Annotated in this window: 15 protein-coding genes; 9 read left to right on the top strand and 6 right to left on the bottom strand. The window is 74.1% G+C overall.

The window, feature by feature from the left end:
* Nucleotides 1-16: 16 nt before the first annotated feature.
* Nucleotides 17-568: an FHA domain-containing protein gene (locus ACFVYL_RS08460; protein ID WP_389713810.1), complete on the bottom strand. Its 552-nt coding sequence runs from the start codon at nt 566-568 to the stop codon at nt 17-19.
* A gap of 162 nt (nt 569-730) precedes the next feature.
* On the opposite strand from ACFVYL_RS08460, the gene treZ reads away from it, so the two are divergent.
* Nucleotides 731-2,476, top strand: coding sequence for a malto-oligosyltrehalose trehalohydrolase (gene treZ, locus ACFVYL_RS08455; protein WP_389713808.1), 1,746 nt, complete (start codon nt 731-733; stop codon nt 2,474-2,476).
* 19 nt (nt 2,477-2,495) lie between these two features.
* On the opposite strand, the gene ACFVYL_RS08450 is transcribed toward treZ, so the two are convergent.
* The 3 genes from ACFVYL_RS08450 to ACFVYL_RS08440 form a co-directional block, all read right to left on the bottom strand.
* On the bottom strand, nt 2,496-3,620 hold the full coding sequence (locus ACFVYL_RS08450) for a M24 family metallopeptidase (RefSeq protein WP_389713807.1): 1,125 nt from the start codon (nt 3,618-3,620) through the stop codon (nt 2,496-2,498).
* A 74-nt stretch (nt 3,621-3,694) separates the two neighbouring features.
* Nucleotides 3,695-4,387 (bottom strand): PDZ domain-containing protein, encoded by a 693-nt coding sequence (locus ACFVYL_RS08445; RefSeq protein WP_389713805.1) that lies wholly within the window; start codon nt 4,385-4,387, stop codon nt 3,695-3,697.
* Between the two features lie 49 nt (nt 4,388-4,436).
* Nucleotides 4,437-5,306 carry a LysR family transcriptional regulator gene (locus tag ACFVYL_RS08440; protein ID WP_389713804.1) on the bottom strand — a complete coding sequence of 290 codons (870 nt, stop codon included), beginning with the start codon at nt 5,304-5,306 and terminating at the stop codon, nt 4,437-4,439.
* Between the two features lie 94 nt (nt 5,307-5,400).
* Between ACFVYL_RS08440 and ACFVYL_RS08435 the strand changes: the two genes are divergently transcribed.
* A complete protein-coding gene (locus ACFVYL_RS08435; protein WP_389713802.1) occupies nt 5,401-6,168 on the top strand; it encodes a hypothetical protein in 768 nt (255 codons plus the stop codon).
* On the opposite strand, the gene phsA is transcribed toward ACFVYL_RS08435, so the two are convergent.
* Complete coding sequence (phsA, locus tag ACFVYL_RS08430; RefSeq protein ID WP_389713801.1) at nt 6,165-8,081, bottom strand: O-aminophenol oxidase PhsA; 1,917 nt, start codon at nt 8,079-8,081, stop codon at nt 6,165-6,167. The genes ACFVYL_RS08435 and phsA overlap by 4 nt on opposite strands.
* A 175-nt stretch (nt 8,082-8,256) precedes the next feature.
* Nucleotides 8,257-10,422 (bottom strand): germacradienol/geosmin synthase Cyc2, encoded by a 2,166-nt coding sequence (cyc2, locus tag ACFVYL_RS08425; RefSeq protein ID WP_389713800.1) that lies wholly within the window; start codon nt 10,420-10,422, stop codon nt 8,257-8,259.
* Nucleotides 10,423-10,684: 262 nt separating this feature from the next.
* On the opposite strand from cyc2, the gene ACFVYL_RS08420 reads away from it, so the two are divergent.
* The 7 genes from ACFVYL_RS08420 (at nt 10,685) to ACFVYL_RS08390 (ending at nt 24,823) form a co-directional block, all read left to right on the top strand.
* Entirely contained in the window at nt 10,685-11,176 is a 492-nt protein-coding gene (locus ACFVYL_RS08420) for a hypothetical protein (protein WP_389713798.1), read from the top strand.
* Nucleotides 11,177-11,614: 438 nt separating this feature from the next.
* Nucleotides 11,615-13,738 (top strand): hypothetical protein, encoded by a 2,124-nt coding sequence (locus ACFVYL_RS08415; protein ID WP_389713796.1) that lies wholly within the window; start codon nt 11,615-11,617, stop codon nt 13,736-13,738.
* Complete coding sequence (locus ACFVYL_RS08410) at nt 13,735-19,764, top strand: CHAT domain-containing protein (RefSeq protein WP_389713795.1); 6,030 nt, start codon at nt 13,735-13,737, stop codon at nt 19,762-19,764. Before ACFVYL_RS08415 ends, ACFVYL_RS08410 begins: the two co-directional genes overlap by 4 nt.
* Nucleotides 19,761-20,123, top strand: a complete 363-nt coding sequence (locus tag ACFVYL_RS08405; RefSeq protein ID WP_389713793.1) for a hypothetical protein — start codon at nt 19,761-19,763, stop codon at nt 20,121-20,123. The genes ACFVYL_RS08410 and ACFVYL_RS08405 overlap by 4 nt, the downstream gene beginning before the upstream one ends.
* Nucleotides 20,116-20,556, top strand: coding sequence for a nucleotide exchange factor GrpE (locus ACFVYL_RS08400; protein ID WP_389713792.1), 441 nt, complete (start codon nt 20,116-20,118; stop codon nt 20,554-20,556). The genes ACFVYL_RS08405 and ACFVYL_RS08400 overlap by 8 nt, the downstream gene beginning before the upstream one ends.
* Nucleotides 20,553-22,694, top strand: coding sequence for an Hsp70 family protein (locus tag ACFVYL_RS08395; RefSeq protein ID WP_389713791.1), 2,142 nt, complete (start codon nt 20,553-20,555; stop codon nt 22,692-22,694). The genes ACFVYL_RS08400 and ACFVYL_RS08395 overlap by 4 nt, the downstream gene beginning before the upstream one ends.
* Nucleotides 22,691-24,823, top strand: coding sequence for an Hsp70 family protein (locus ACFVYL_RS08390; RefSeq protein WP_389713789.1), 2,133 nt, complete (start codon nt 22,691-22,693; stop codon nt 24,821-24,823). Before ACFVYL_RS08395 ends, ACFVYL_RS08390 begins: the two co-directional genes overlap by 4 nt.
* Nucleotides 24,824-24,835 lie beyond the last annotated feature (12 nt).

Genomic DNA, 24,835 nt, shown 5'->3' with positions numbered 1-24,835 from the left:
GCTCGTGGCGAGTGCGTCAGCTCGTGGCGAGGCGGAAGGCCATCCTGCCGAAGCTCACCAGGTCGCCGTCCTGGACGAGGGCGGCGCCGGTCACCCTGCGGCCGTTGACGGAGGTTCCGTTGGTGGAGCCGAGGTCGCGAAGGACCCACATGCCGCCCTGGCGCCGCAGTTCGGCGTGCACCCGGGAGACCGTGTCGTGGCTGAGCCGCAGGCCGTTGGCGGGGTCGCGGCCTATCCGCAGCGGGTGGAGGCTGTCGGGCGAGGGCAGCAGCAGCTTCGGCAGCCGCTCCGCCTGCCAGGCCCTGCGCAGCTTCATCGTGAACCCGGAGATCGCGCCGACGCCGCCGAGCACCCTGCGCGTCCAGCGTCCCTCGGTCCGCAGATCGGCGGTGAGCACGGCCAGTTCGTCGGGCCTGCGGGCGGACAGCACGAGCTCCATGCGCCGCAGGAAGGTGTCGTGGGACAGCCTGCCGACGGCCGCGCCCTCCCTGAGTGCGTCCAGCGCCCGGTCGCGCTCGGCGTCCGTCACCCGCGCGGGGTACGTGGAGAACTCGAAAGACGATGTCACCAGGGAATTGTCGGGCACCCGCGCCCCGGGTGTCCAGAACGCCGGGAAAGGCGGCCGATCAGCCGCTTGCCCCCACGGACGGGAGGTTTCTGACGCACCATGGGACACACCATGAACGCACGGTGTGACGGACAGCGGACAGCGGACGAAGGGGAACCGTCGGTGAGGTTCGAAGTGTGGGCGCCGGAGGCCGAGCGGGTCGAACTGGAGTGCGCGGGCAGCACCAGCGCGCTGGAGCGCGACGCGGACCGCGCGGGGTGGTGGTCGGGCGAGGCGGCGGCCGAGGACGGGGCGCGGTACGGCTTCTCGGTGGACGGGGGGCCGGTCCTGCCCGACCCGCGCTCGCGGCGCCAGCCGGACGGCCCCGACGGGCTCAGCGCGGTCGTCGACCACGACCGGTACGTGTGGCGGACGCCCTGGGCGGGGCGCGGCGTGCGGGACGCGGTCCTGTACGAGCTGCACGTGGGGACGTACACGCGCGAGGGCACCCTTGACGCGGCGGCGGGCCGGCTCGGGCACCTCGCCCGGCTCGGTGTCACGCATGTGGAGCTGATGCCGCTGTGCCCCTTCCCCGGCCGGCACGGCTGGGGGTACGAGGGGGTCTCGCTGTGGGCGGTGCACGAACCGTACGGCGGGCCCGAGGCGTTGAAGCGATTTGTCGACGCGGCCCACGCGCACGGGCTCGGCGTCGTCCTGGACGTCGTCCACAACCACCTCGGCCCCTCGGGCAACCACCTGCCCGCCTTCGGCCCCTACTTCACCGAGACGCACCAGACGCCCTGGGGCGCGGCGGTCAACCTGGACGCGCCCGGCTCGGACGAGGTCCGCGCGTACCTGATCGGCAGCGCGCGAGCCTGGCTGCGCGACTACCGCATCGACGGCCTGCGGCTCGACGCGGTGCACGCGCTGCGGGACACGCGCGCGCTGCACTTCCTGGAGGAACTCTCCACATCCGTCGACTCCTTGGCCGACGAGCTCGGCAGGCCGCTGTCCCTGATCGCCGAGTCCGACCTCGGCGACCCGCGGACGGTCACCCCGCGCGCGAGCGGCGGACTCGGCCTGCACGCGCAGTGGAACGACGACTTCCATCACGCGCTGCACACCGCGCTCACCGGCGAGTCCCAGGGCTATTACGAGGACTTCGCACGGGCCCCGCTGGCCGCGCTCGCCAAGACGCTGACCCGCGGGTTCTTCCACGACGGGACGTACTCGACCTTTCGCGGGCGCGCCCACGGCCGCCCGGTGGACCGCGCGCGGACGCCCGGGTACCGCTTCCTGGGCTACAGCCAGACCCACGACCAGGTCGGCAACCGAGCGCAGGGGGACCGCCTCTCGGCCGCCCTCTCCCCCGGCCTGCTCGCCTGCGCGGCCGCGCTCACCCTCATGAGCCCCTTCACGCCGATGCTGTTCATGGGCGAGGAGTGGGGCGCCGCCACGCCCTGGCAGTTCTTCACGGACCACACCGACCCCGAGCTCGCGGAGGCCGTACGGCGGGGCAGGCGGCGGGAGTTCGCGGCGCACGGGTGGGCCGAGGAGGACATCCCCGACCCGCAGGACCACGGCACCCGTGACCGCTCCTGCCTCGACTGGTCCGAACCCTCCGACGGACACCACGCGCGGCTCCTCGCCTGGTACCGCGAACTGATCGAACTGCGGCGCACCCGCGGCGACCTGACCGACCCCGATCTGGCCGCGGTGCGGGTGGTCTACGACGAAGGGGCCCGCTGGTTCGCGTTCCGCCGCGGGGACCTGCGGATCGCGGTGAACCTCGGCGAGGAGCCCGTCGTCGTACCGCTGGACGGCCGCCACGCGCGCGTGCTCGCCGCGTGGGAGCCGGTCGCCGCGCCCGGCCCGGACGGCGTGGTGCGCCTGCCCGCGGAGTCGTGCGTGATCCTGGCCACGGCGTAGGGGCCGGGTGGGGGCGGGGTCAGGCGACGATCGCCATCTCGCGGGCGGTGGCGTTCAGCCGCCTGCCGCCCTCCTCGGTGACCGTCACGATGTCCTCGATGCGCACTCCGAAGCGGCCCGGCAGGTAGATGCCGGGCTCCACTGAGAAGCACATGCCCGGCACCAGCGGCTGCTCCTCGCCCTCGATCATGTACGGCGGTTCGTGGGTGGTGACGCCGATGCCGTGGCCGGTGCGATGGATGAAGTACTCGCCGTAGCCGAACTCGGTGATCACGTCGCGGGCCGCGCGGTCGACGTCCTGGCAGGCGACGCCGGGGCGCACCGCCGCGCAGCCCGCCGCCTGCGCCTCGCGCACCACGTCGTGGACCCGCTGCTCCTCGGCGGTCGGCTCGCCGACATGCACGGTGCGGGAGGTGTCCGAGCCGTAGCCGTGCAGCAGGCCGCCGAAGTCGAGGACCACCATGTCGCCGTGGTCGATGACGCGGTCGCCGGCCTCGTGGTGCGGGTTGGCGCCGTTGGGGCCCGAGCCGACGACCGTGAAGTCGACCTGGGAGTGCCCGAACTGCCGCAGCAGGTCCGCGAGATCGGCGGCGACGTCCGTCTCCGTGCGGCCCGCGAAGGGGACCTTCTTGATCTCCTCGTACGTCGCGTCGGCCGCCGCGCCCGCCGCCGCGAGGCGCTCCAGCTCGGCGGCGTCCTTGACCGCGCGGAGCATCGGGAGCCCCTCGGTCAGGGACACGTACGACGTGCCGGGCAGCGCCTTCTGGAAGCCGAGCAGGTGCATCGCCCAGGAGTTGTCGCTCACGGCGAAGCGGCCGGAACCGTCGAGGAGCGGGGCGGTGACGGCGTACGGGTCCTTGCCGTCGGTCCAGTCCCGCAGGGTGAGCGCGGGCGCCCCCGCCGCGTGCGCGGCGTCCGGCGCCTCCAGGGTGGGCACCACCAGGACGGGGTCCTGCCCGGCCGCGAGCACCAGGACGGTCAGGCGCTCGGTCACCGCGGTCGGCCGGTAGCCGGTGAGCCACACGAGGTCGGGCCCCGGGGCGACGAGGACGCCCGCCAGGCCCGCTTCGGCGGCCGTGGCCGCGGCGCGCTCCATTCGGGCCTTGTAGTCGTCGGCGGTGAAAGGTGCGGGCGCTGTGCTCATGAAGACCTCCTGTTGGCTACGCCTGCATCTTGCCCGCCGCCACGGACGACCGCGAGCCCGTTATCCACGCGGCGTCATGTCACGACCCCCGGCCGCACCGACAGGACCTGTCGGCCACCTTGCCCGTGACGCACCGTCAGCGTCACCGGTCTGCCGGGGCGTGCCGCGCCGACCACCGAGGCGAGCTCGGCCGCCGAGTCGATGCGCGCCTTGCCGAACACGAGCAGGGTGTCCCCGCGCACCAGTCCGGCGGTGTACCCGGGGCCGGGGATGTGCACGCCGACCAGCAGCGCGCCCGCGCCCCTCGGGGCGTCGACGGCCTCGATGCCGAGGGTGGCGGTCCCGGGCAGGGCCGCGGGCGGACGCGCCTCCGGTTTCGGTGCGAGGGCGGGAGCGGGGGTGGGGGCAGGGAGGGGGACGGGGCCGAGCGCGGGGGCGCCGGGGGCGCCGGGTCCGGAGGTGGGAGCGCCGGGTCCGGCGGCAGGGGCGCCCCTGGGTCCCTGCGCCGCCTTCTGCATGTCCGCCAGCTTGCTCATGCCGATGACGGTGGCGCTCACCGTGCCGAGCCCGACGCCGCAGAGCACCAGGGCCACCGCGAACAGCAGCCCGGCGAGCAGGGGCACAAGGCGCCTGCCTCGGCGCCGGGCGGCATGCGGCCGGTGGCCCTTCCCGGGGTGCTTTCCGGGGTGCTTTCCGGGGGCCGGGCCCGGGTTCTGGCCGGGGTACTGGCCCGGCATCGGCTTGGGACGCAACGTGGTCTGATCCATGGCTCGCCTCCGGCCACAGCTCTACCCGGAGTGACCCGGCGGCGACGCCTCACGAACGGGTGACATCCAGCTGTGCGGCCAGTGCCGCCGCGGGCCCGCGCAGGGCGCCCGCGTGGAGCAGTTCGGTGCGGTGGGCGACGCGGGGCGCCGTCAGCGGCACGGCGACGGTCCCCCGCGCCTCGTCGGCCACCGCGCGCGGCAGCAGGGCGAGACCGTGGCCCGCGGCGACCAGCGCGGCGAGGGTGCGCAGATCCGTGCCGTCGTAGCGCAGCGCGGGCCGGAAGCCCGATGTGCCGTTCGCCGCGCGGAGTTGGGCCAGCGGAAGGCCGGCGCCGGGGGCGTCCAGCCAGCGGGCGTCGACGAGGTCGCCGAGGCGCAGGCCCGCGCGGCGGGCCAGCGGATGCCCCCCGGGGAGCAGTACGGCAACGGGCTCCTCGGCGACGCCGCGTGCGGTCAGCGGTGCGACGTCGGGCAGGCGCAGGGGGTCGCTCGGGGCGGCGAGCCCGTCGACGAGGCCGAGGTCGGCGGCGCCGGTCGCGACGGCCGCGGGTATCTCCTCGCGGGGCAGCACGGACAGGGTGACGCCCGCGGGAGGCAGCGCCTCGACCGTACGCCGGGACAGCGCGGTCGGCATGGCCGCGAGTGTCAGGCCCTGCTCGGGGGCGGCCGCCATGCGGACGACCTCGGCACGGGCCGCGTCGAGGCGCAGCAGCAGGGCGCCCGCGTGCTCCAGGAGGCGCGCGCCCGCGGGCGTGGGGGCCACGGGGCGGCGGGTCAGCAAGGCGGCACCGAGGTCCTGTTCCAGGGCGGCGATGTGCTGGGAGACGGCGGACTGGGTGTAGCCGAGCTCGCGGGCGGCCTCGGAGAACGAGGCGAGCCGGGCCACTGTCACGTACGTACGCAGGAGGTGCGGGTCCATTCCTCAAGGATCACCCAGCCCATCAGAATCACTTATGGCGGGTGCAGAATTCATCGTTGGACGTGAACGAAGGGGCGCGCTCAGGATGAACGGCATGACCTTCGATCCAGCACAGAACTCCCCCGCCGCCCGCACCTCCCCCGCCGTCCAGCACTCCCCCACGGCCCGCGTCGCGTTGATCGGCGACCGTTCACCGAACGTCGTCGCCCACACCCGCATCCCTCTTCTCCTCGAAGCCCTCGCCACGCAGGACCGCCTCGTCCTCGACGCGTACTGGATCCCCACCGCGGATGCCGCGGAGCCGGACGCGGTGCGCGGCTTCGACGCCGTGTGGGTGCTGCCGGGCAGCCCCTACCGCAGCGAGGCGGGAGCGCTGGCCGCGATCCGCACGGCTCGCGAGGACGGCGTGCCCTTCCTCGGCACCTGCGGCGGCTTCCAGCACACGCTCCTGGAGTACGCGCGCAACGTCTGCGGCCTGACCGGCGTCGCGCACGCCGAGAACGACCCCGACGCCGACGACCTGCTCATCGCGCCGCTCGCCTGCTCCCTCGTCGGCCACGAGGGCGCGGTGACGATCACTCCCGGCTCGCTCGCGGAGTCGGTGCTCGGCGCCACCCGGAGCGTCGAGCGCTACCACTGCTCCTACGGCCCGAGCGCCCACCTCGACACACTGCGCGCGCACGGGCTCCGCTTCACGGGCACGGACGAGGCGGGCCAGGTCCGGCTGGCCGAGCTCCCCGGTCACCCCTTCTTCCTGGCCTCCCTCTTCCAGCCCGAGCTGTCCGGCGACGGCTCGCAGCCGCACCCCATGGTGCGAGCGCTGGCCCGAGCCGCCGTGCGGCACGCCGGGGCGGCCGCCTAGGCTGCGTGGCCCCCGTGGCCCCCGTGGCCCCCGTGCCCCGCGCCGTGGTCGAACTTCAGGGCCTCCTTCGGCATCACGACGAAGGGTCGCATCATGCCCATGTCCTCGTGCTCCAGGAGGTGGCAGTGGTACATGAAGCGGCCGTACGCCCCGTCGAACTTGCCCATGACGCGCAGCAGTTGACCGCCGGGCACCCGGAAGACGTCCTTCCAGCCGCGCTCGTTCGGGGCCAGCGGGACCGGCCGTCGCGGGTCGGGGGCGACCGGTGCGCGGGTGCCGCCGATGGTGACGTCGAAGCCCGAGACGTCATACGTGTCCCGGCCGAGCAGCTGGAAGTCCGCCAGGTGGATGTGCATGGGGTGCAGCACCGGCGGATTCACGGCGAGGTTCAGGAAGCTCCACTGCTCGTAGCCGCCCTCGGCGATGGTGATGCCGAGGCCGTCGTTGAACGTGCGGGCGATCCGGCGGTAGGTCTTCACCTTGCCGTCCTCGCCGCGCAGTTGGATGATCCCCTCGGTCGGGACCTGGATGTCGCCCGGCTTCTCGACCTCGGCCATCTCCCAGATCTCCGGGTGCCCGCCGCCGCCCTTGGTGGCGGGCGGGGTCAGCACGATCAGGCGGTGGCCGTGCTCGATGTCGTGCGTGATCGGGCGGAACGAGCCCGAGAGGACCTCCGGCAGTTCGAAGGTGTCCGGCTCGGCGCACTCCCCCACCCGGAACTCCATGACCTGCGGATAGCGCACGTCGTTCGCGATGTCGGGCACGCCGGGCGCCTGGGCTCGGCCCTTGTTGACCAGGCGAAGGCGCTGACCGGCCAGCCCCCTGAAGTCGACGAGCAGGTCCATGCGCTCGGCCGGCGCGACGGTGAGTGTCGCCAGCGGCCCTTCGAAGTCGACCGGCACGGGGCGCGGCAGGAGCCCGCCGTCACTGCCGATCTGGTGGAGGACGCCCCGCACGGGGTTGTTGTCCCCGTCGACCAGGACCAGGTCGTAGACGCGGGCGTTCGACGCGTTGACCAGGCGGAAGCGGTACCAGGCCGCGTCCACGTCGGCGTACGGCCAGATGCGGCCGTTGACCGTGGTGTACGGGCCCGTGAAGGGCAGCGAGACCGGCTTGCCCGTCTCGGGGTTCTTCGGGTCGATGACGGTGACCTTGTGCAGCAGGCGGCCGTTCAGCCGGCCGTCGCCCTCGTCCGTGTCGAGGTTCCGGTCGGCGAGGAGCAGCGGGATCTCCCTTTCCCCGCAGGGAAGTTGGAGGGCGTCCTCCTCGTCGTCACGGACCAGGTAGGTGCCGTACAGGCCCGCCATCACGTTCCACCGGGTGATGTTCATGGCGTGGTCGTGGTACCACCACTGGACCGCCTGGTGGTCGTTCGGGTACTCGGAGAGCTGGGCGTCGCCGTACCCCACGGCGTTGTCCGCCCAGCCGTCGTTGCCGCCGCCCGTCTGTGCGCCGTGCAGATGGGTCACGGTCCAGGCGGGGAGCGCCGCCACGTCCTTGTCCGGCTCGACGCCCGCCCGGCCGGGCAGGGTGCTGGGCGGCGGGTCGGTCCGCGGGTCGCCGAGCGGGACCTCGACGGCCGTGACGGGGAACTCGCCCTCCGGAATGCGGTTGGTCCAGGCGATGCGGATCCGCTGCCCGCGCCGCACCTCGACGGTGGGGCCCGGCACGGAGCCGTCATACCCCCACATCAGGGTCGGCGGCAGTTGCGGGTGCAGCCGGACCCAGGTCGGCCGCAGCGCTATCTCCATCTCCTCGCGCACGTCCCCGGAGTCGGGCCTGAGCACCGGCGGGACGGTCAACGGCGCGACGAACGGCGCCAGTTCACCCGCCGAGCGCGGGCTCCCCGCCGCCCCCTCCGCTCCGGCATCGTCCACCAGCTGTTCCGCGATGCGCTCAATGATGTCGGTCATGATCGAACACCCCCGTGTCCTTCCCCCGTGTCGCGGCCGGTCAGAAGCCGCCTTCACTTCAAAGGACTCCTGGCGCCCCAGCGAAGTTCCGCGAACCCTGCATTCCGGATGAAACCACCCGAAGGAGGCCCTCCGGTATGCCGGGCGCGGTCAGTGGCCGGTATGCCGGGCGCGGTCAGTGCGGACCGGCGATCGAGGGCACCCTCGGCCTCAGGTCGGGCACGAAGCCGTGGGTCCGCCGCGCCAGGTCGTCGGCGCCGTAACGGTGGCATTCACGGTGCCAGTGCACGATGCCCGCCATCCAGTTCCGCAGATCGGCCACATAGCCGTCCATCGCCGCGCGCGCCTCCTGCGACAGGGCGAAGTCCTCGTACAGGACGGGGAATTCGGCCGCGACGACGTGCTCGAACTGGCGCATGCGCTGCGTCGTCAGGTCGTGGACGACACGCAGGGCGGCCGGATAATCGCAGCCGAAGAACGTCTGCACCACCAGGATGCCGTTGTGGATCTCGCCCTCGTACTCGATCTCCTTCTGGTACGAGAAGATGTCGTTCACGAGCATGGCGTAGTCGCTGGCCGCGTTCTCCAGGGAGCGGACGGGGCCGCTGCGGTAGATCTCCGGCGGCACGGAGGGGCCGTGGCCCATCCGGCACAGGCTCATGGTGAGGTCGGAGCCGAAGGTGGCCCGGCGCATCTCCAGGTAGTCGACGGGGTCGGGGACACGGTTGTGCAGCTGGTTGAAGACTTCCCACACCCAGCTCTCCATCATGACCACCACGGCGTGGCGCAACGTCCGCCGCTGCTCGTCGGTCATGTCGCGGGTGGTGCGCGCCCAGAGGTCGACGAGGCCGCGCTCCATGGCGTTCGCGGGCGTCTGGACCGGCTCGCCTCCCAGGGGCATGCACGCGGTGAGGCGCTCCGTGCAGAGCCTCGCCGCGGCGAGGTCGCGGCGGTGGCCGAAGACCAGGGGGTAGTAGTCGTCTCCGTAGGTGCCCCAGGCCAGCCACTGTGAGCTGAGGTCCAGGGCCTCCTGGGTACCGTCCGGATCGAGGCCCGCGGAGCACAGCGGAAGGTCGTTCGCGTCGAGCTTGTCCTCGTCCCAGACGCCCTCCGACAGCATTCCCGTGGCGTGGGCCCAGCCGGTGAGCTGCTGCCGCGCGGCGTCCAGGCCAGGATTGAGCCGCAGCGGAAACGGCATGTAGAGCTCGGGGATCCGCGAGGGCCCCACCTTCTGGAACGGCACATGCGTGAAGGCCCGCAGCCGCTCCGCCCCGACCGCCGACAGCAGGGCCCCCACGCCGGTCCCCGACGTCCCGAGGCCGGTGGGCCCGGCGAGCGGCGAGGCGTCGAGCGCGCCCTCGTTCATGTACCGGCTGGAGCGCAGGTGCCACTCGTGGCCGCCCGACTGCCAGTCCTGAAGGCCCCGCGCGTACGCGGCGATCGCCGCGACCTCCGGCGGGGTGAGACCTTTCTCCAGGGCCAGGGCGGGCACTTCGGTGGCCGCCGTGTGCTCGAACTGGTGCAGCCGTGACGTCAGGATGTCGTTGACGGTGTCGGCGGCCTCCTGGGTCGTGCAGTCGAAGAACGTCTCCAGGACCAGCACGCCATTGCTGAGCTCGCCCTCGTCCTGGACCTCGCGCTGGTACGAGAAGAGGTCGTTGCGCAGGTGGACGCCGTCCGCGAACGACTCCATGAGGACGCGCAGCGGCCTGGAACCGGCGACGGACGCGGCCACTTCGGCGGTCGCGTACTCGATGAGGCCCGCCGACCAGGGGGCGCCGCCCACCTTGCGCCGCATCTCGATGTACTCGACGGGGTTGGCGATCCGTCCCGCGTCGATGTTGGACAGCTCCCACATCGATTCGTTGAGCAGATGCTCGGTCGACTCCGCGAACCGGCGGCGCCAGCCCTCGGACATCGCGGGCACCGTACGCGCCCACAGGTCGGCGAGGCCCGCCTCGACGGGGTTCAGCGCCTCGGGCACGGGGGTCGAGAGGTCCATCGGCATGAAGAGCGGAAGGCGGTCGAGGTGCGTCTTGCCCGCCGCCCGGTCGTGGGTGCGTTTGTACTTGTCCAGGAAGTGGTCGTCGAAGAAGAAGACCCACACGTACCAGTCGGTGATCAGGGACAGCGCCGGGCCGTCGCAGTCGGGGTGGGTGTACGCGCACAGCAGGCCGTAGTCGTGCGCGTCGAGATCGCGCTGCTCCCAGATGCCGGAACCTTCCAGCATGCCCATGTCGCGCGCCCACCGCGTGGAGTGCGCCCGCGCCTCGTCCAGGTGCGGGTTGAGGCGCGCGGTGTACGGCATGTAGAAGTGCGGCAGTTCGAACGGTTGCGTCATGTGCCCGGCCCTACCCGGGACCGTCAACCGCCATCCTCGGCGGCGCACATGCTCGCACCATCGCGTGAATCGGAGGCGTGTGGGGAGGCGTCGGGGCGCGTGCGGGGGCGCACGGGGAAAGGAGCGGCGCCCCGGGTCGGCCCGCCCGGCACCGGTCCGGACGCGCGCCCCGGATCCCGCCCCACGGAATCACCGGTTTCCCCGCGTACGCACGACTCACGCCCCTAGGCTGCCGTCCACGCCCCCGGAAGGAAACGCCTCCATGACCGATGCGCCGCTGCGAGCGGAGCTGCTCCTGGACCGAGAGGTCCCCGACGACCTGCGCCGGGAGCTGGTCGCCGCGTTCGACGGGCTCGGCGCCCCACCGGTCCGGGTCCGCCGCACCGTCGACCACCGCGGGGCGGCCGACATCCCGTGGATCGTCCTCGCGTCGCTGCCCCTGCAGGCGTTCCTGAGCGGGCTCGGGGCGGAGGCGGTCAAGGACGCGTACGACACGTTCAAGGGGGTCGTACGGCGGACAGCGCGTCCGGCGTCCCCCGCCCCTGGCGCCCTGGACGACGCCGTCCGGGCGGCGCGGCCGATCGTGCTGCAGGACGCGGCCACCGGGCTCGACGTCGTCCTGGAGCCCGACCTGCCCGCCGAGGCGTACGCGCTGCTCGCCGCGCTGGACTTGACCGGGTTCACGAAGGGGCCGCTGCACTATGACCGCGCCCGGGGACGCTGGCGTTCCGTCCTGGACGAGGCCGCCGGCTGACCCGCCGGCCAAGGACGCGGCGGGCCGGCCGCCGCGGATCGGGGGCTGACTGTGACTGCGCAGACCGCGAGTACGGACCTGGCCCGCGCCGAACAGGCGTGCGCCGACGGGGAGTCGGCGTTGGCGCGGGGCGCGGCGTCGGTGGCGGAGCGGCACTTTTGCGCTGCGCTGGCGATGGTGGGGGGTGACGTCACGGGGCGTCTGGCTGCTGAGGTCGGCCCCCTGGAAGGCGCCGCCAGGGCGGGAAGCGGTGGCCCGGGTGCAGGAGGTGACCCCGCAGGGGGCCTCGCTGCGGAGGGCGCCCTTCTTGAAGGTGCCGCCAGGGCGGGAAGCGGCGGACTCGGTGGTCCGCGGGCGGAAGGTGCCGCGCGCGTCAGTGCGCGGGCGCTGACCGGCTCGGGGCGTGTCCGGCTCGCCCGTGGGGAGATGGACGGGGCCGTGGCCGAGTTCGAGCAGGCGCGCGCCCTGCGCCCCGGCGCGTCGGGGCCGTTGCACTGGCTGGGCTGCGCGGCCGCGCACCGCGGGGACCTCGCGGCGGCCGAGCAGCACCTGAGCGCGTCCCTCGCCTGCGCCGTCCCGCACAGCCGCAGCCTCGTGCAGCGCTCGTACGTGCGCGCCCGCGCGGGCGACCGGGAGGCCGCGCTGAGCGACTTGCGTGCCGCAGCCCTGATCGGCCCGCTGGACGACGAGGCTCACTGGGTACTGGCGGCTCTGTCGGGCCGCCCCGCGCGCGAGGTGGCGCTACGGCTCCGCAGAGCGGCCGTCTCCGCCCTGTCGGCCTCGGCCGAACCAGCCGACGACCGGCAGCCAGGGCAGCGGGCCGCCGAGGGGTGGCAGCGGGCAGGGGAGCTGATCGAAGCGGCTCGGGGGGTCGAAGGCGGGCAGGGGATCGAAGGCGGGGACGGCGGTGACGCCACACGCGAGGACGCCCCCGCACAGGACAACTACACCGCACCGCAACCTGGCCCCCAGCAGCCGTACGACGCCACCCGGGCAGCCCGACCCTCCCCCGGAGCCGACAACGCGCCACCGGTCGAAGTCACCCGGAAGGCAGCCGTCCCCTCCTCCGGAGCCAGCACGGCGCCACCGGTCGGAGTCACCCGGAAAGCAGACCGCCCCTCCCCAGGAGCCAACACGGCACCACCGGTCGAAGTCCCCCGGAAAGACCACCCGCAAGCCTGGGCCTTCGCCCCCCTCTACGCCGTCGCCCTGCTGCGCAGCGGGCGGCGCGCGGTTGCCGTTTCGTTGCTCGGGGACGCCGTGCGGCACGACCCCTCCGATCACCGGGTCACCCACACCCTCGCCCTCGCGCTGCTCAACTCCCCCGCGGAGCAGCGCGGTTCAGGGTGGGAGCGATGCGTTGCCGCCTGGGCCGCCCTGCTGCACGACGCCCGCTTCTGGGGGCGCGTGCTCGGCTCCGCCGCCCGGCGGTACGACGTCGCCGTGGAGCCGGCCCTCGCACCCGCCCTGCGCGCCGGACTGCGCGAGGTTCTCGAACGCCGTATGCCCGGCGACGACGACGCCGGGACGCGCGTCGCGCCGGGGCCCCTGCTCCAGCGCGAGGCCGACGCCGCGAAACTGCTCGCGGCGGTCGGCGGCTTTCCGTCCGCCGGGGGCGGCGGGGCCCCGCTGGTATGCGGGCCGCTGCGCGTCGCCGAGCTCGGCAGGACCGCGGAGTTCGGCGCCTTCGCCGCCGTGCAGGACGCGGCGTCCTCGTACCCCTCCCTCACGTACGCCTTCTCCGAACTCGGCTTTGCCCAGATCCTGTTGGGGCAGGACAAGGCCGCCGACGCCCTCGCCGCCCTCAGCGAGCTGCGCTGCTCCGACTGCCGGGCGCGCGGCGGCCCCGGCACGGGGGCCGTCTGCGAGCCGGGATGCGCGCGCTTCGACGAGCTGAACCCCGGTTACGCCGGGCTCCCCGACAAGCACCGCAGGCTCGCCCTCGATGCCCGCGGCCTGGCCCTGGAGGCGCGGCTCAGCATGGGGCGCAACGAAATGACCGCCGTGCGGCCCGACTACAGGGCAGCCGGCGCGTACTGGCGCCGCGCGCTGGTGCACAGCAGGGAGCTCGACCGGTACCGCGAGACGCAGGCCGCCATCGTCGACATGGCGCTCGGCGCGGCGCGTGCGGCGCACCGCGAGGGGCGGCTGAGTCTCGCGGTCGCCACGCTCGACGCGACGCGCTCCGTGATCGGGGCCAATGAACGGGGGCGTCTCGAAGGGCAGTTGGCCCGGGTACTCGCCGACCGCGGGATCTCCGTGGCCAACGACAAGGAGACGCCGCTCGACCAGCCCGCCGCCGATCTGCGCCGCTCCGTCGCCTTCAATCCCCACCTGCTGCGGACCCAGGTCAGCCTCGGCATCGTGTTGCGCGGCCTCGCGGCCGCGCGCTGGAGCTCGGGCAGCCTGTCGGGCGCGCGGGCGACCCTGCGCGAGGCGATCGACCAACTCACCGCCGCACTCGCGCACTTCCCGGACGACCCCGACCTGGAGGAACAGCGGGAAGCCGCGGTCGCCGACCTCGACCACGTGATGTGGCAGTCCGACGAGAGCGAGCAGTGACGGCCGTGCTCACCTACGAGGAACTGCGCATCCGGGTCCGCCACGTCGGCGCGACCCGTTATCTGCTGACCGCCAACGGCCCGGCGTGCGCGGCCGAGGTGATCGCGGTCGGCGGGGAGCCGGCGGCGTTCCGCGAGCAGTGGGACCGGCTCATCACGGCGGAGCTCGGGCACGGACCGATGGGCGAGCAGCACGCGGTGCCCCAGTTGCGGGCGCTGGGGCGTGGCGTGTTCCGGCTGCTCTTCGGTGATGGGGGGCCGGTGGCGGAAGGGGGTGCCGAGGCGTCGTGCGGCGGGGACGGGGCCGGAGCCCGCGTAGGCGCCCAGGCAGGCGCATACGCCGGTATGCGCGTCGACACCCACGTCGGCGCATGCGTCGAATCCGCCTTCGACCGCGCTCAGCGGATGCGTCCGTCGCGCGGGCTGCGCATCCGCTTCGACCTGCCGCCCGAGCTGCGCGACCTCCCCCTGGAGTCGCTGTGCGCGCCGCCCGGCAGCCCGCAGCAGACCCTCGCCCTCAACCACGGTTACTCACTGGTCCGTTCACTGCCGGGCGGCCCCTTGGGGCAGCGGCTTCCCGAACCCGCGGACGAGCCCAGCGTGATCCGCCTCCTGGTGGCCTGCGCGTCACCCCGGGGGCTCGCCGCGCTGCGGGCAGCCGAGGAAGTGGCCGCGCTCCGCCAGGAGCTTCCCGAAGTGGCCGTACAGCTCACGGTGTTGGAGCGGACGACGCGCGCGAGCCTCGACGCGGCGCTCGGCGCGCACCCCGAACTGCCCACGGCCGTGCTGTTGATCGCGCACGGAGCGTACGACGAGGAGCTCGGCAAGGGCGTGGTGGCCCTGGAGACGGAGAGCGGCGGCACCGACCGGGTGCCCGCGGACCTGCTCAGCGCGACCCTGCTGAACGCGCGGCGACTGCGCCTCGTAGCGCTCAACCTCTGTTCCGGAGCCGACAGTTCACACCATGAGCCCTTCTCCGGGCTCGCGCAGGCCCTGATCGGTGGCGGAGTGCCCGCCGTGGTGGCGATGCGGGGGCGGGTCAGCGATGTGGCGGCGGGCACGTTCGGCCCCGAGCTGCTGAAGGGCATCGCGGCCAACAAGACCGTCGACGAGGCCGTGGCCGCGGCGCGGCTGCGCATCTACCACCAGCCGGAGCACACGGCCGTGGAGTGGGCGACCCCCGCGTTGTTCCTGCACGAGGAGTGCCGGCAGGGTTGGCTGTTCAAGGCGCGCGAGGTGCGGGACGACGACTTCGGCGCCGGTGCGGTGGCGGATCCGTTGCGTGAAGGCGCGGACGCGCTGCGGACCTTCCACAGCCCCGTCGGGCACGTCGGCTCGGCCGTGCTGATCGGCGCGGCCCGCTTCCAGCGCGACCTGGGGCACTGGGAGCAGGTACAGCGGATCCTCAGTGCGCCGACCCAGAGCTACGCCGACGAGCAGCGGCGGATGCGGGCCGAGGCGGCCTTCGAACAGGCCTGGCCCGAGCTGGAGAAACTGTGCGGTCTGCTCGCCGCGGAGCGCGACGCGGTGGGCGCAGAGGCACAGCTCGCCGTGGTGCGGGAGCGGCTTGCGGGCGCGGTGCCCGGCGCGCTCGAGGCGGAGGTGGACGAGCTGGGGCGGCTCGCCGCGCTCGTCGGGCAGGCGCGTGCCGCGGAGGCGACGGCCGACTGGACCACGGCGATCGACCGCTACGAAGAGGCCCTCGCGGCCCGGCCCGACGGGCTGCGGGACGTCACCGAACGGCTCGCGGCGGCGCGTGACGAGCTGCATGTGGCTCTGACCTGCGAGGCCGCGGAGCGGGCGCGGCAGGCGGGCGAATGGGACGCGGCGGCTCACGCGTACACCGCCGTCCTGGCACTGCGCCCGGGCCATGGGACGGCCACGGCGTGGCTCTCCTACGTGGCCGGGCGGACCGCCGAGACGAGCGAGGACTGGCAGGCCGCGGAGTCCGCGTACGCCGCGTGCGCGGAGCTCGACGACGCGGGGTCACGGGCGGCGTACGCGCGGGGCCGGGCGGCCGCGGAGGCAGGGGACTGGGCCGCGGCGCGCGACGCCTTCGCGCAGGCGGGTCCCGACTGCCGCCCCTGGAGCGGCTACTCGGCGGGGCGAGCGGCTGACATGGCGGGACTGTGGAGCGCGGCGGCGGAGGGGTATGCGGCGGCCGACGGCTTCCTGGACAGCGCGGTGCGCCTTTTGTACGTACGGGGCCGTGGCGCGGCGGACGCGGGCCGCTTCGCGGAGGCGCTGACGGACCTGTCGGCGGCGGCCGCGCGGGACTGGGACACCGAACCGCACCTCGGTGACCTGCGCCGCCGCGTGTACGAGGCGGCACTGACCGCAATGGAAGCCGGCCGCTGGCCGACTGCCCTCTCCCATCTGACCCCGCTTCCCGACGAATACCGCGCCGCGCGGGCCCTGCGGCGGTACGTGGAGGGCCGGCTGGCGGCGGTGGCGAGTGACTGGGGCGCGGCGGCGGAGGCGTTCGGGGAGTGCGCGGAGGCGAGCGGGGACGGCGAGCCGGACGGTGCCGGGCCTGCGGCCGTGGCCCACGAGGAGGACGGCCCCCGGGCCGGGGGCGAGCAGCAGGCCGAGGGCGTCGGCGGAGCGGACACACCGAACGGCACCCGTCGACCCGCCGGGCCCGCGAGTTCGCCGGGCGGCCTCCCGGACCGCGTACCCGCCGACGCGCGCGACCTCTGTGCGTACGCGCGTGGGCGGCTGTGCCAGACGCGGGAGCTGTGGGACGAGGCGCTCGCGTTGTTCGTGGGGCTGCCGTCCGAGTTGTCCGACGTCCCCGACCGGGTGCTGTACTCGCGCGGGCGGGCCGCCGACGCGCGCGGGCAGTGGAACGGCGTCATCGACGGGTTCGGCCGGCTGCCCGACACGTACGCGGACGGCGAGGTGGGCGTCCGGCGCCTGTACGCACGCGCACGCGTGGCCGCCGATCTGCGGGGCGACTGGGCGGCGGTCCTCAGCCTCCTCACCGGCGTACCGGACGAGGCCCGCGAGGGTGCGGTGGCCGCCCTCCGCCGCAAGGCCGAGGGCCGTCGGGCGGAGGAGAACGGTGACTGGGCGGCGGCCTGCGAGATCCATGGGCGCGCCTTCCCCGACGGCGCCCCGCAACCGCCCGCGCAGCCGCCCCACGCCCCGCCCGGACCGGCACCCGGCACCCCACCCCCGGACGCGCCCGGCACCCCACCCCCCGACCACGAACCCCTCCACCTCTACCGATACGCCCTCGCCCGTACCCACGAGCTGGCCGGGCGGTGGGCGCAAGCGCTGGGCGTGTACCGGCAGATGGACCGCGACTGGGCCGATGCCGGGGTCCGGGAGCGCTACGTGCGGGCGCGTCTCGGCGAGGAGGCGGCCGGGGACGCCGAGGCGTGGCAGCGGGTCGCCGAGGCCTACGCGGCGCTGGAGTCGGAGGACGGGTGCGGCGCGGACGCCGCCGTGCGGGGGCGGTACGCGCGCGTGCGGGCCGCCGAGGCCGAGGCGGACTGGGCCGCGTCGGCCGCCGAGGCCGACGCCCTGGGGCCGCACCGCGACGCGCCCGCCGTCGCCGCCTACGCCCGCGGCCGCCTCGCCGACGCCCACCAGGAGTGGCAGCGGGCCGCGGACGCCTTCCGGCAGTGTCCTGGGTACCGGGACGCGGACGCCCATCTGGACTACGCCGAGGGGCGGTTGCTGGAGTCGTCCGGGTGGTGGAGCGCCGCCGTCGCCGCGTACGAGAGGGCGGGCGGCGCACTGGACCGGGCCGACGTGCGGTGCCGCAGGCTCCGGCGGCTCATCGGGCTGCTCCCCTGGGCGGACGGGCTGACCGGCGCTCCCCTGGTCGCCGACCCCTTCGCCGTACGGGACCAGGCGTTCCCCTATCTCGCCCTCCGGGACGCGGGCGTCGACCCCGGCGCCTCCATGGACGTGGTGAAGAACGCCTCGTACACCCTTCTGGAGCGCGGCACCATGTCGTGGCACGAGCGCGTCGCCCTGGAACGGCTGCGGCTGCCCGGACGGCGTCTCCAGCTCGACGCGCTGCTCTACCGCTGGCACTCCCCCGACACTCTGCGCGCCGCCCTCGCCCGGCTCTCGCCGGACGAGGGGCCCGGCCTCCTGGACGCCCTGTGCGAGCGCTCGCCGCGGGACGCCCCGCTGCTGCTGCTCCTGGCCCGGGGGCGCGAGGCGGCCGCCGCCGAGTGGGAGCGGCGGCTGAAGGAGGCGCCCGGCGACATGGCCGTGGTGCACGGGCTCGCCGCCGCCCGGCTGTGGCAGGCGCAGGAGCTGGAGCAGAGCGGGGCGTGGGAGCACGCGGTGCACGCCTGGGAGGCGGCGCTCGCGTACTGGGCGACGCTGCTCAGCGACGACGAGTACTGGGACGGCTGGCGCGCCGAGCGTGCCACCGCCTACCGGCGCGACCTGACGCACGACGACATGGCGTCGCTGCGCTGGGAGCTCAGCCAGCACCTCTTCGGGCAGCTGTCGGCCTACGAGCAGCGGCACACCGAGCAGGAGCGGCCCCAACAGGCCGCCGCCTACCAGGCATTGGCGGCCCTGCTGGAGTCCGAGCTGGGCGGCGCGCGCGTCCTCAGGGATGTGGGCGGTCTGCCGTCCGTGCCGGGTGCGGGTGCCACGCTGGCCTGCGGGCCGCGCTATCTGCGCCTCCTCGGGCTCCAGGAGCCGCTCGCCGAGCTCGTCGCCGCTCTCGACGCGGCCGCCCAGCAGGGCAAGGACCCCGGCGAGTACGCGGTGCGCGAACTGCGGTGGGCCTTCTCGGAGTTGGCGCAGAGCTTCGCGCTCTGTGAGGTGCGCAAGTTCGGGGCCGCGCTGCGCTCGCTGCCGGTCTTCCGCACGCTGATCACCCTGCCGGACGACTGCGCGGGGCCCGCATCGGAGGCGGAACACACCGAGGCGTGCGAGCGCTGTCAGGACTTCCTGGCGCGCAACCCCGCCTACGTCCGCCTCCCGCGCCGCCACGCGCGCCTCCTCCAGGACGGCGTCGAACTCGCCGTGCACGTCCGCCTCGCGCTCGCCAGGACCGCCCTCACGCGCGGCCACGGCGGGCTCGACGAGGCGCTGACGCACTGGGACGAGCTGGTGAAGGTCTCCCGCAACGCGGGGATGCAGGCCCGCTCCAAGAAGGCCGTGGTCCGTACCGTGCTCGGCCGGGTCGAGGCGCTCACCGACGAGGAAGGCGTCCAGCTCGGCGGCTGTCTGGACGAGGCGGTCGCGCTCGTCGAGTCGGCCATCGGCGTGCTGTATCCGCTCGACCGCGAGCTCCTGAGCCAACTGCACGCGAAACTCTCGGCGTTGCTGTCGATGCGCGGCGTGTGGCGCGGTTACACCCGCACCAAGCACGGCATGCGCTCCGACATGCCCGGCGCCGAGGCCGACCTGCGCCGGGCGCTCGCCCTCAACCCCGAGTCCAGCCACGCCCGCGACAATCTCGCGCGCGCCCTGGTCTTCACCCTGGACGAGCGGACGTACGAGGTGCCCGCGCGCCTGGGACTGCTCCACGAGGCACTCGGCCTCCTCGACGTGGGCCTGGGGCAGGCGCTGACGCACCGCTACCGCGAGACGCTCGGCGAGGCCCTCGACGAGATGGAGAAGCTGATCACCCGGCACCTCGGCGTCGAGGGCATGGGCGACCTGATCCGCAGCGACGGCCAGGAGACCCCGCCCGACGACGACGATCTGCCTTCCTGGGCGGCCGAGTTGACCGGCAGGGCGGAGCGGGCCCTGCTCGGCGGCGACATCCTGTGGGCCCTGCACCATCTGATCCGCGCCACCCGCGCGGAGCCCACCGACAGCCGGATCAGACGGGCCCTGCTCGGCGCGGCCCGGCGCTGGCTCGCCGAACTCGCCCCCGAGAGCCGCGAAGCTCCCGGGGCCGGGCCACGCGGGGACCAGGCGGCCCACAGCCAGGCGCCCCACAGCCAGGCAGCTCACAGCAAGGCGGCCCACAGCGAGGCGGCCCAGAGCCAGGCAACCCGGCACCAGGTACTCGGGAACGAAGAAGGAGGCAGCGTCGCGTGATCGAGGACCCTTCCCCGGACGGGGGCGGACCGTCCCCCTACGACGTGCTCGCCCCGGCGGGTGTCACCCCCTGGACGACCCATAGGGACATGCAGGACGTCTCCTTCGAGCTGCTGGCCAGGCACCTGATGACGCCCGCCACCCAGCAGGCGTGGGACGAGGTGCGCGGCGTGCGCCGCAGACTGCTCGTCGACCTGCTCCTGTACGACGTGGATCTGCCGGCCGAACTCCCCCTGGCCGCCGCGGACATCGACCGGGAGCTGGCGGCCGCAGGCACCGGGCGGGTCCCCCCGGGCGACCCCCTCCCGGAGGAGGCCCTCGCGCGCCTCCTCGACGACCTGATCCGGTTCGATGTCTGACCCGGCGGCCCGCCTCGCCTACGAGCGGTACGAGCACGCCCGCGCGCTGGCCGCCCGCGACGCCGCCCACCGGGCGCTCACCGAACGGCTGTTGCTGCGCTGTGCCGACGTCATCGACTCCTTCGACCGGCTCCTCGCCGACGGCGCGGCGAGCGATGTGGAGACGTACCGAGCGAGCCTGGCGCTGATAGCCGGGCAGCTGGAGCGGGACCTGACGGAGGAAGGACTCGAACGCGTCGGGCGCGTCGGCGAGCGGGCCGAACCGGCCACGCACCACATCGCCGAGGTGCGGGCCGCGCCGCCCGGAACGGACGGCGACGAGGTCCTTGAGATTGTGCAGCGCGGATATCGCTACCGGGGGCAAGTGCTGCGCGCCGCCCGGGTGGTCGTCGCCGTCGAGGGCGGCACGGAGCAAGGGACGGATCGGGAATGAAGGCCATCGGCATCGACCTGGGCACCACCAACAGCGCGGTCGCCGCCCACGATCCGCACCGCGCGGACATCGCGGTGCTGACCAACAGCAAGGGCGAGCGGCTCACGCCGTCCGTCGTCGGCCTCGTGCACCGCGAAGGCAAGGACCAGCCGCTGGTCGGCGAGGACGCGCTGAACTGGGCGATCAGGCAGCCCAAGGAGACCATCGTCTCCGTGAAGCGCCTGATGGGCCGGGACTTCGCCGATACGCCGGTGGTCACGGCGCGGGACCGGATGAGCTACGACATCGTGGCGGGCCCCGACGAGGACCCGCGCGCGTACGTGCTGCTCGGCGGGCGCGCCCGGACCCCCGCGGAGATCTCCAGCGTGATCCTGGACAAGCTGGTCAGGGACGCCTCGCGGGTCCTCGGCGAGCCCGTGACGCACGCCGTGATCACCGTGCCCGCCTACTTCAGGGACGCGCAGCGCGCCGCCACGCGCGAGGCCGCCGAGAAGGCCGGCCTGGTGGTGAAGAAGATCGTCGACGAGCCGACGGCGGCCGCGGTCGCCTTCGGCCTGCACAAGCCGGGCGGTGCGCGCAGCCGGGTGCTCGTCTACGACCTGGGCGGCGGCACCTTCGACATCTCGATCCTGAACACGGTCAAGGACAAGGGGGGCAGGCGCCAGTTCCAGGTGCTGCGGGCGGCCGGCGACATCTGGCTGGGCGGCGACGACTTCGACCTGGCGATCGTGGAGCGGATCATCACGTGGATGCGCGAGGAGCACCACGTCGATCCGGCCCGCGACAAGGCGTTCCTGTTCCAGGCGAAGAAGGCGGCCGAGCGTGCCAAGCGGGAGCTGAACGACCTGCCCGAGACGTACATCGTGATCCCGGCCGCGTACCGCAGCGAGAACGGCGTCCTCGATGTCGAGATGAAGCTGACGCGCGGCGAGTTCCAGGCGATGATCGCTCCGCTGGTGGCCCGGACCATGAGCCTGGTGCAGGAGTCCCTGGCCCGCTACGAACTCTCCACGGACGACATCTCCGACGTGCTCCTGGTGGGCGGCGGCACCCTCACGCGGCCGGTGTACGAGGCCGTCGAGGCCTTCTTCGGCGCGGACAAGGTCCGCCGGAACATCAACCCCATGGAGTGCGTCGCCTTCGGCGCGGGCGTGCTCGCCGAGACGCTGCGCGGCGTCGAGTGCTCGGACCCGGAGTGCGCCAAGGTCAACGACTACGGATCGGACCTCTGCACGGCGTGCGGCCGCAGCCTGGCCGACGGGCGCTCCAAGGGCGACACGGGCCTGTACGAGTCGACGCCGATGGCGATGGGCATCGCCGCGATCAAGGGCGGCCAGCGCGACGTGTTCGTGGAGATCATCGAGGCGGGTTCGCCCTATCCGCTCTCCGAGCCGCGCCAGCGCACCTTCCACGCGACGGACAGCCGCCGCATCCGGGTGCCGGTCTACGAGGGCGACAGCAAGGTGGCGAGCGAGAACCACGAGCAGGGCGTGGTCGAGTTCGAGCTGCCGCAGGAGATCGAGGTCAACCGCCAGGTGGACGTCTCCTTCAACTACTCGCGGGACCGCATCATCACGGTGCGGATCAGCGTGCGCGGCACGGACATGACGCTGGAGGCCACGCCCAACAGGGAGAAGCCGCGCACCCCGCCGCCCGAGCCCGTCGAGGAGCTGGACAGCGCGGTCCTGCGCGAGCAGCTGGGCTTCGCCGAGCGGGAGGCCGACCACTTCCTGAAACGGTACGGGCCCTACATCGAGCCGGTGCAGGCGATGAAGGTGCGCCGCGACATCGAGCAGGCGCAGCGGGCGGCGGCGATGGGCGACAGCGGCGAGTACAAGCGGCTGACCGAGCTGCTGCTCGACGACATGTACCGGCAGTGCGGCCTGGCGAGCCAGTTCCGGCAGGCGGAGCTCGCCTCGGAGGGCGCGCCGCCGGACACGGTCCGGCAGATCAACGAAGCCGTCGAGTACGTCAAGCAGGCCCACCGGCAGGGCAACCGGGTGCAGACCGCCCAGCAGGCGCGCAACCTCGTCAACCTGGTGGCGGTGGCCCAGTCCGAACGGGCCGTGCCGACCCTGCCCGACAAGCCGGACTACGAGGGCATCCTGCGGTTCGCCGACGAGACGGCGGGCGGATGACGCGGACGCGCCCGGCGGCCGGGCCCGCGACGGGCGCGGCGCCCGTCAGCCTCGGCATCGACTTCGGCGCCACGGGCATCCGCGCGCTCTACGCGCCGACGGGCCGGCCGGGACGGCGCCTGGCCCCGGAGTGGGGCGACGGGCCGTGGCTGCTGTGCGAGGCGGCCGAGGTGGGCGAGCTGCCGGTGACGTTCCCCAGTCTCAAGAGCCGTCTGGGCAGCGGCCGTCCTGTCCACCTCGGCGGGAGGCCGGTCGACGCGGACCGGATCGTGGCACGTCTGCTGCGGTCGGTGCGCGAGCGCGTGGAGGCGGCGGCACCGGGGCGCGTGACCCAGACCGTGATCAGTGTGCCCGCGCACTTCGGCTCGGCGCAGCGGGCGGCGCTGCGGGACGCGGCGCGCGAGGCGGGCCTCGAACCCATCCGGCTCGTCAGCGATTCCATGGCCGCGGTGATCGGCCACATGACGGACGGGGACAGCGGCACGTGCCTGGTCTACGGCATGGGGTACGAGGGGTTCGAGCTCGGTCTCATCCGCAGTGTGCGCGGCCACTTCCGCTCGCTCGGCTACGAGGGCGGGTCGACATCGGGGGGGCGCGCGTTCGACGCGGAGACGCTGTCGTCGGCGGTACGGCTGCTGCGCAGGCACCGGGGCGCCGGGTCCGTCACCGAGGTCGACGCGGCGGTGTGGCAGGACCTCCGCGCGCGGGGGCAGGAGGCGCGGGAGGCGCTCGGCGCGCCGGACGGCCCCGCGGCGGCGGTCCTCGACCTGGAGCCCGGCGCAGGGCCCGCCCTGTGGGTACGGTTCGCGCGGCCGGACCTCGACATCTATCTGGAGCGCCACGTGGGGCGCACCCTGGACCGGGCCCGGGCGCTGCTCGACCAGTCCGGGATGACGCCGGCGAACGTCGACACGCTGCTGCTCGTGGGCGGCAACACGCTGATGGAGCAGGTGCGTTCGCGGGTGGCCGGGCTCGGCGGGCAGAGCGTGCAGGGGCCGCCCGAGCTCCTGGCCCTCGGCGCGCTGAAGCACGCGGTGCGGCTTGCGGGCGGCGCGGCCTCGTCCGGCCCCGCCGCCCTGGAGGAGGGCCCGTTGGAGCCGGACGCGTCGGCCCACGACACCCTCTCCGACGCCCCGCCGCTCGCGGCGACGCTGGTGGTGGGCGCGGCGGAAGGGGAGCCGGGGGACGCAAGGGGCGTAGGGGGCCAGGGTGACGTGCGGGTGCACGGTGCTCCGGAGAGCGGCGTACGGATGCACGGCTCTCCGGAGAGCGGCGTACGGGAAACCGGCGCAGGCGAAAGCACCATACGGCGAGGAGGGGGCGCCGGAGATCCGCGGGACGTCCGCGACGCGGGCCCCGTACCCGACGCGGGCCCCGTACCCGATCCGCGCCCCGCATCCGATCCGCGCCTCGCCCCCGACGGCGGCGGGTCACCCGATCTGATGCGGGCGCGACTGCTGCTCCGGCAGGGCAGGACGGGAGAGGCGGCCACGCTGCTGCGGGAGATCATCGCCGAGGCGCAGGAGCTGCTCGACGCCCTGGACCGCCCCCTGCCCCCGCCCGGCCGTGCCGTGTCCCACCGCCCCGCGCCCGACCGCACCCCGCCCGCCCCCGCGGCCATCCCGTCCCCGGCGCCCGACCACGCCCCCGTCCCGGTCCTCGACCTCGCGTCGCGGCGCCAGCTCGACCGCGCCAAGAACCTGTTGTCGCTCGGCAGATACGACCACGCCGTGCAGGCCGCGCACATCGCCTGGCAGGACGCGGCGACCCGGCCGACCGGCGCCGACGTCCTTGACGCGATGATCGACGTGCACTGCGCGGCGGCGATGGCCGACATGGCGCCCGAGCACTTCGCCGCCGCCGAGCAGTGGCTCAACTGCGCGTACAACCACGACCCGACCAATGTGCGCGTGCGCGGCCTGCTCGCCGAACGGACCTACCGGCACGCCGTGGAACTCGACCGGCGCGGGGAGCGGGATGAGGCGATCGAGGCCCTGGGGAAGTGCCTGACATGGGACCCTGAACACCTCGACGCGGATGCGCTGTTGCGGCGATTGAACCGTGGCGGCAGGAACCGGCGCGGCAGGGGGGACGTCCTCGGGCAGAGGCCCCTGGACCCGCCTCCGTGAAGCACCCCGCAA

This window comes from Streptomyces sp. NPDC058308, from assembly GCF_042880275.1.
Lineage (GTDB): Bacteria > Actinomycetota > Actinomycetes > Streptomycetales > Streptomycetaceae > Streptomyces.
The sequence above is the reverse complement of the archived record's forward strand: the minus strand, read 5'-3'. Positions and strand labels throughout refer to the sequence as shown.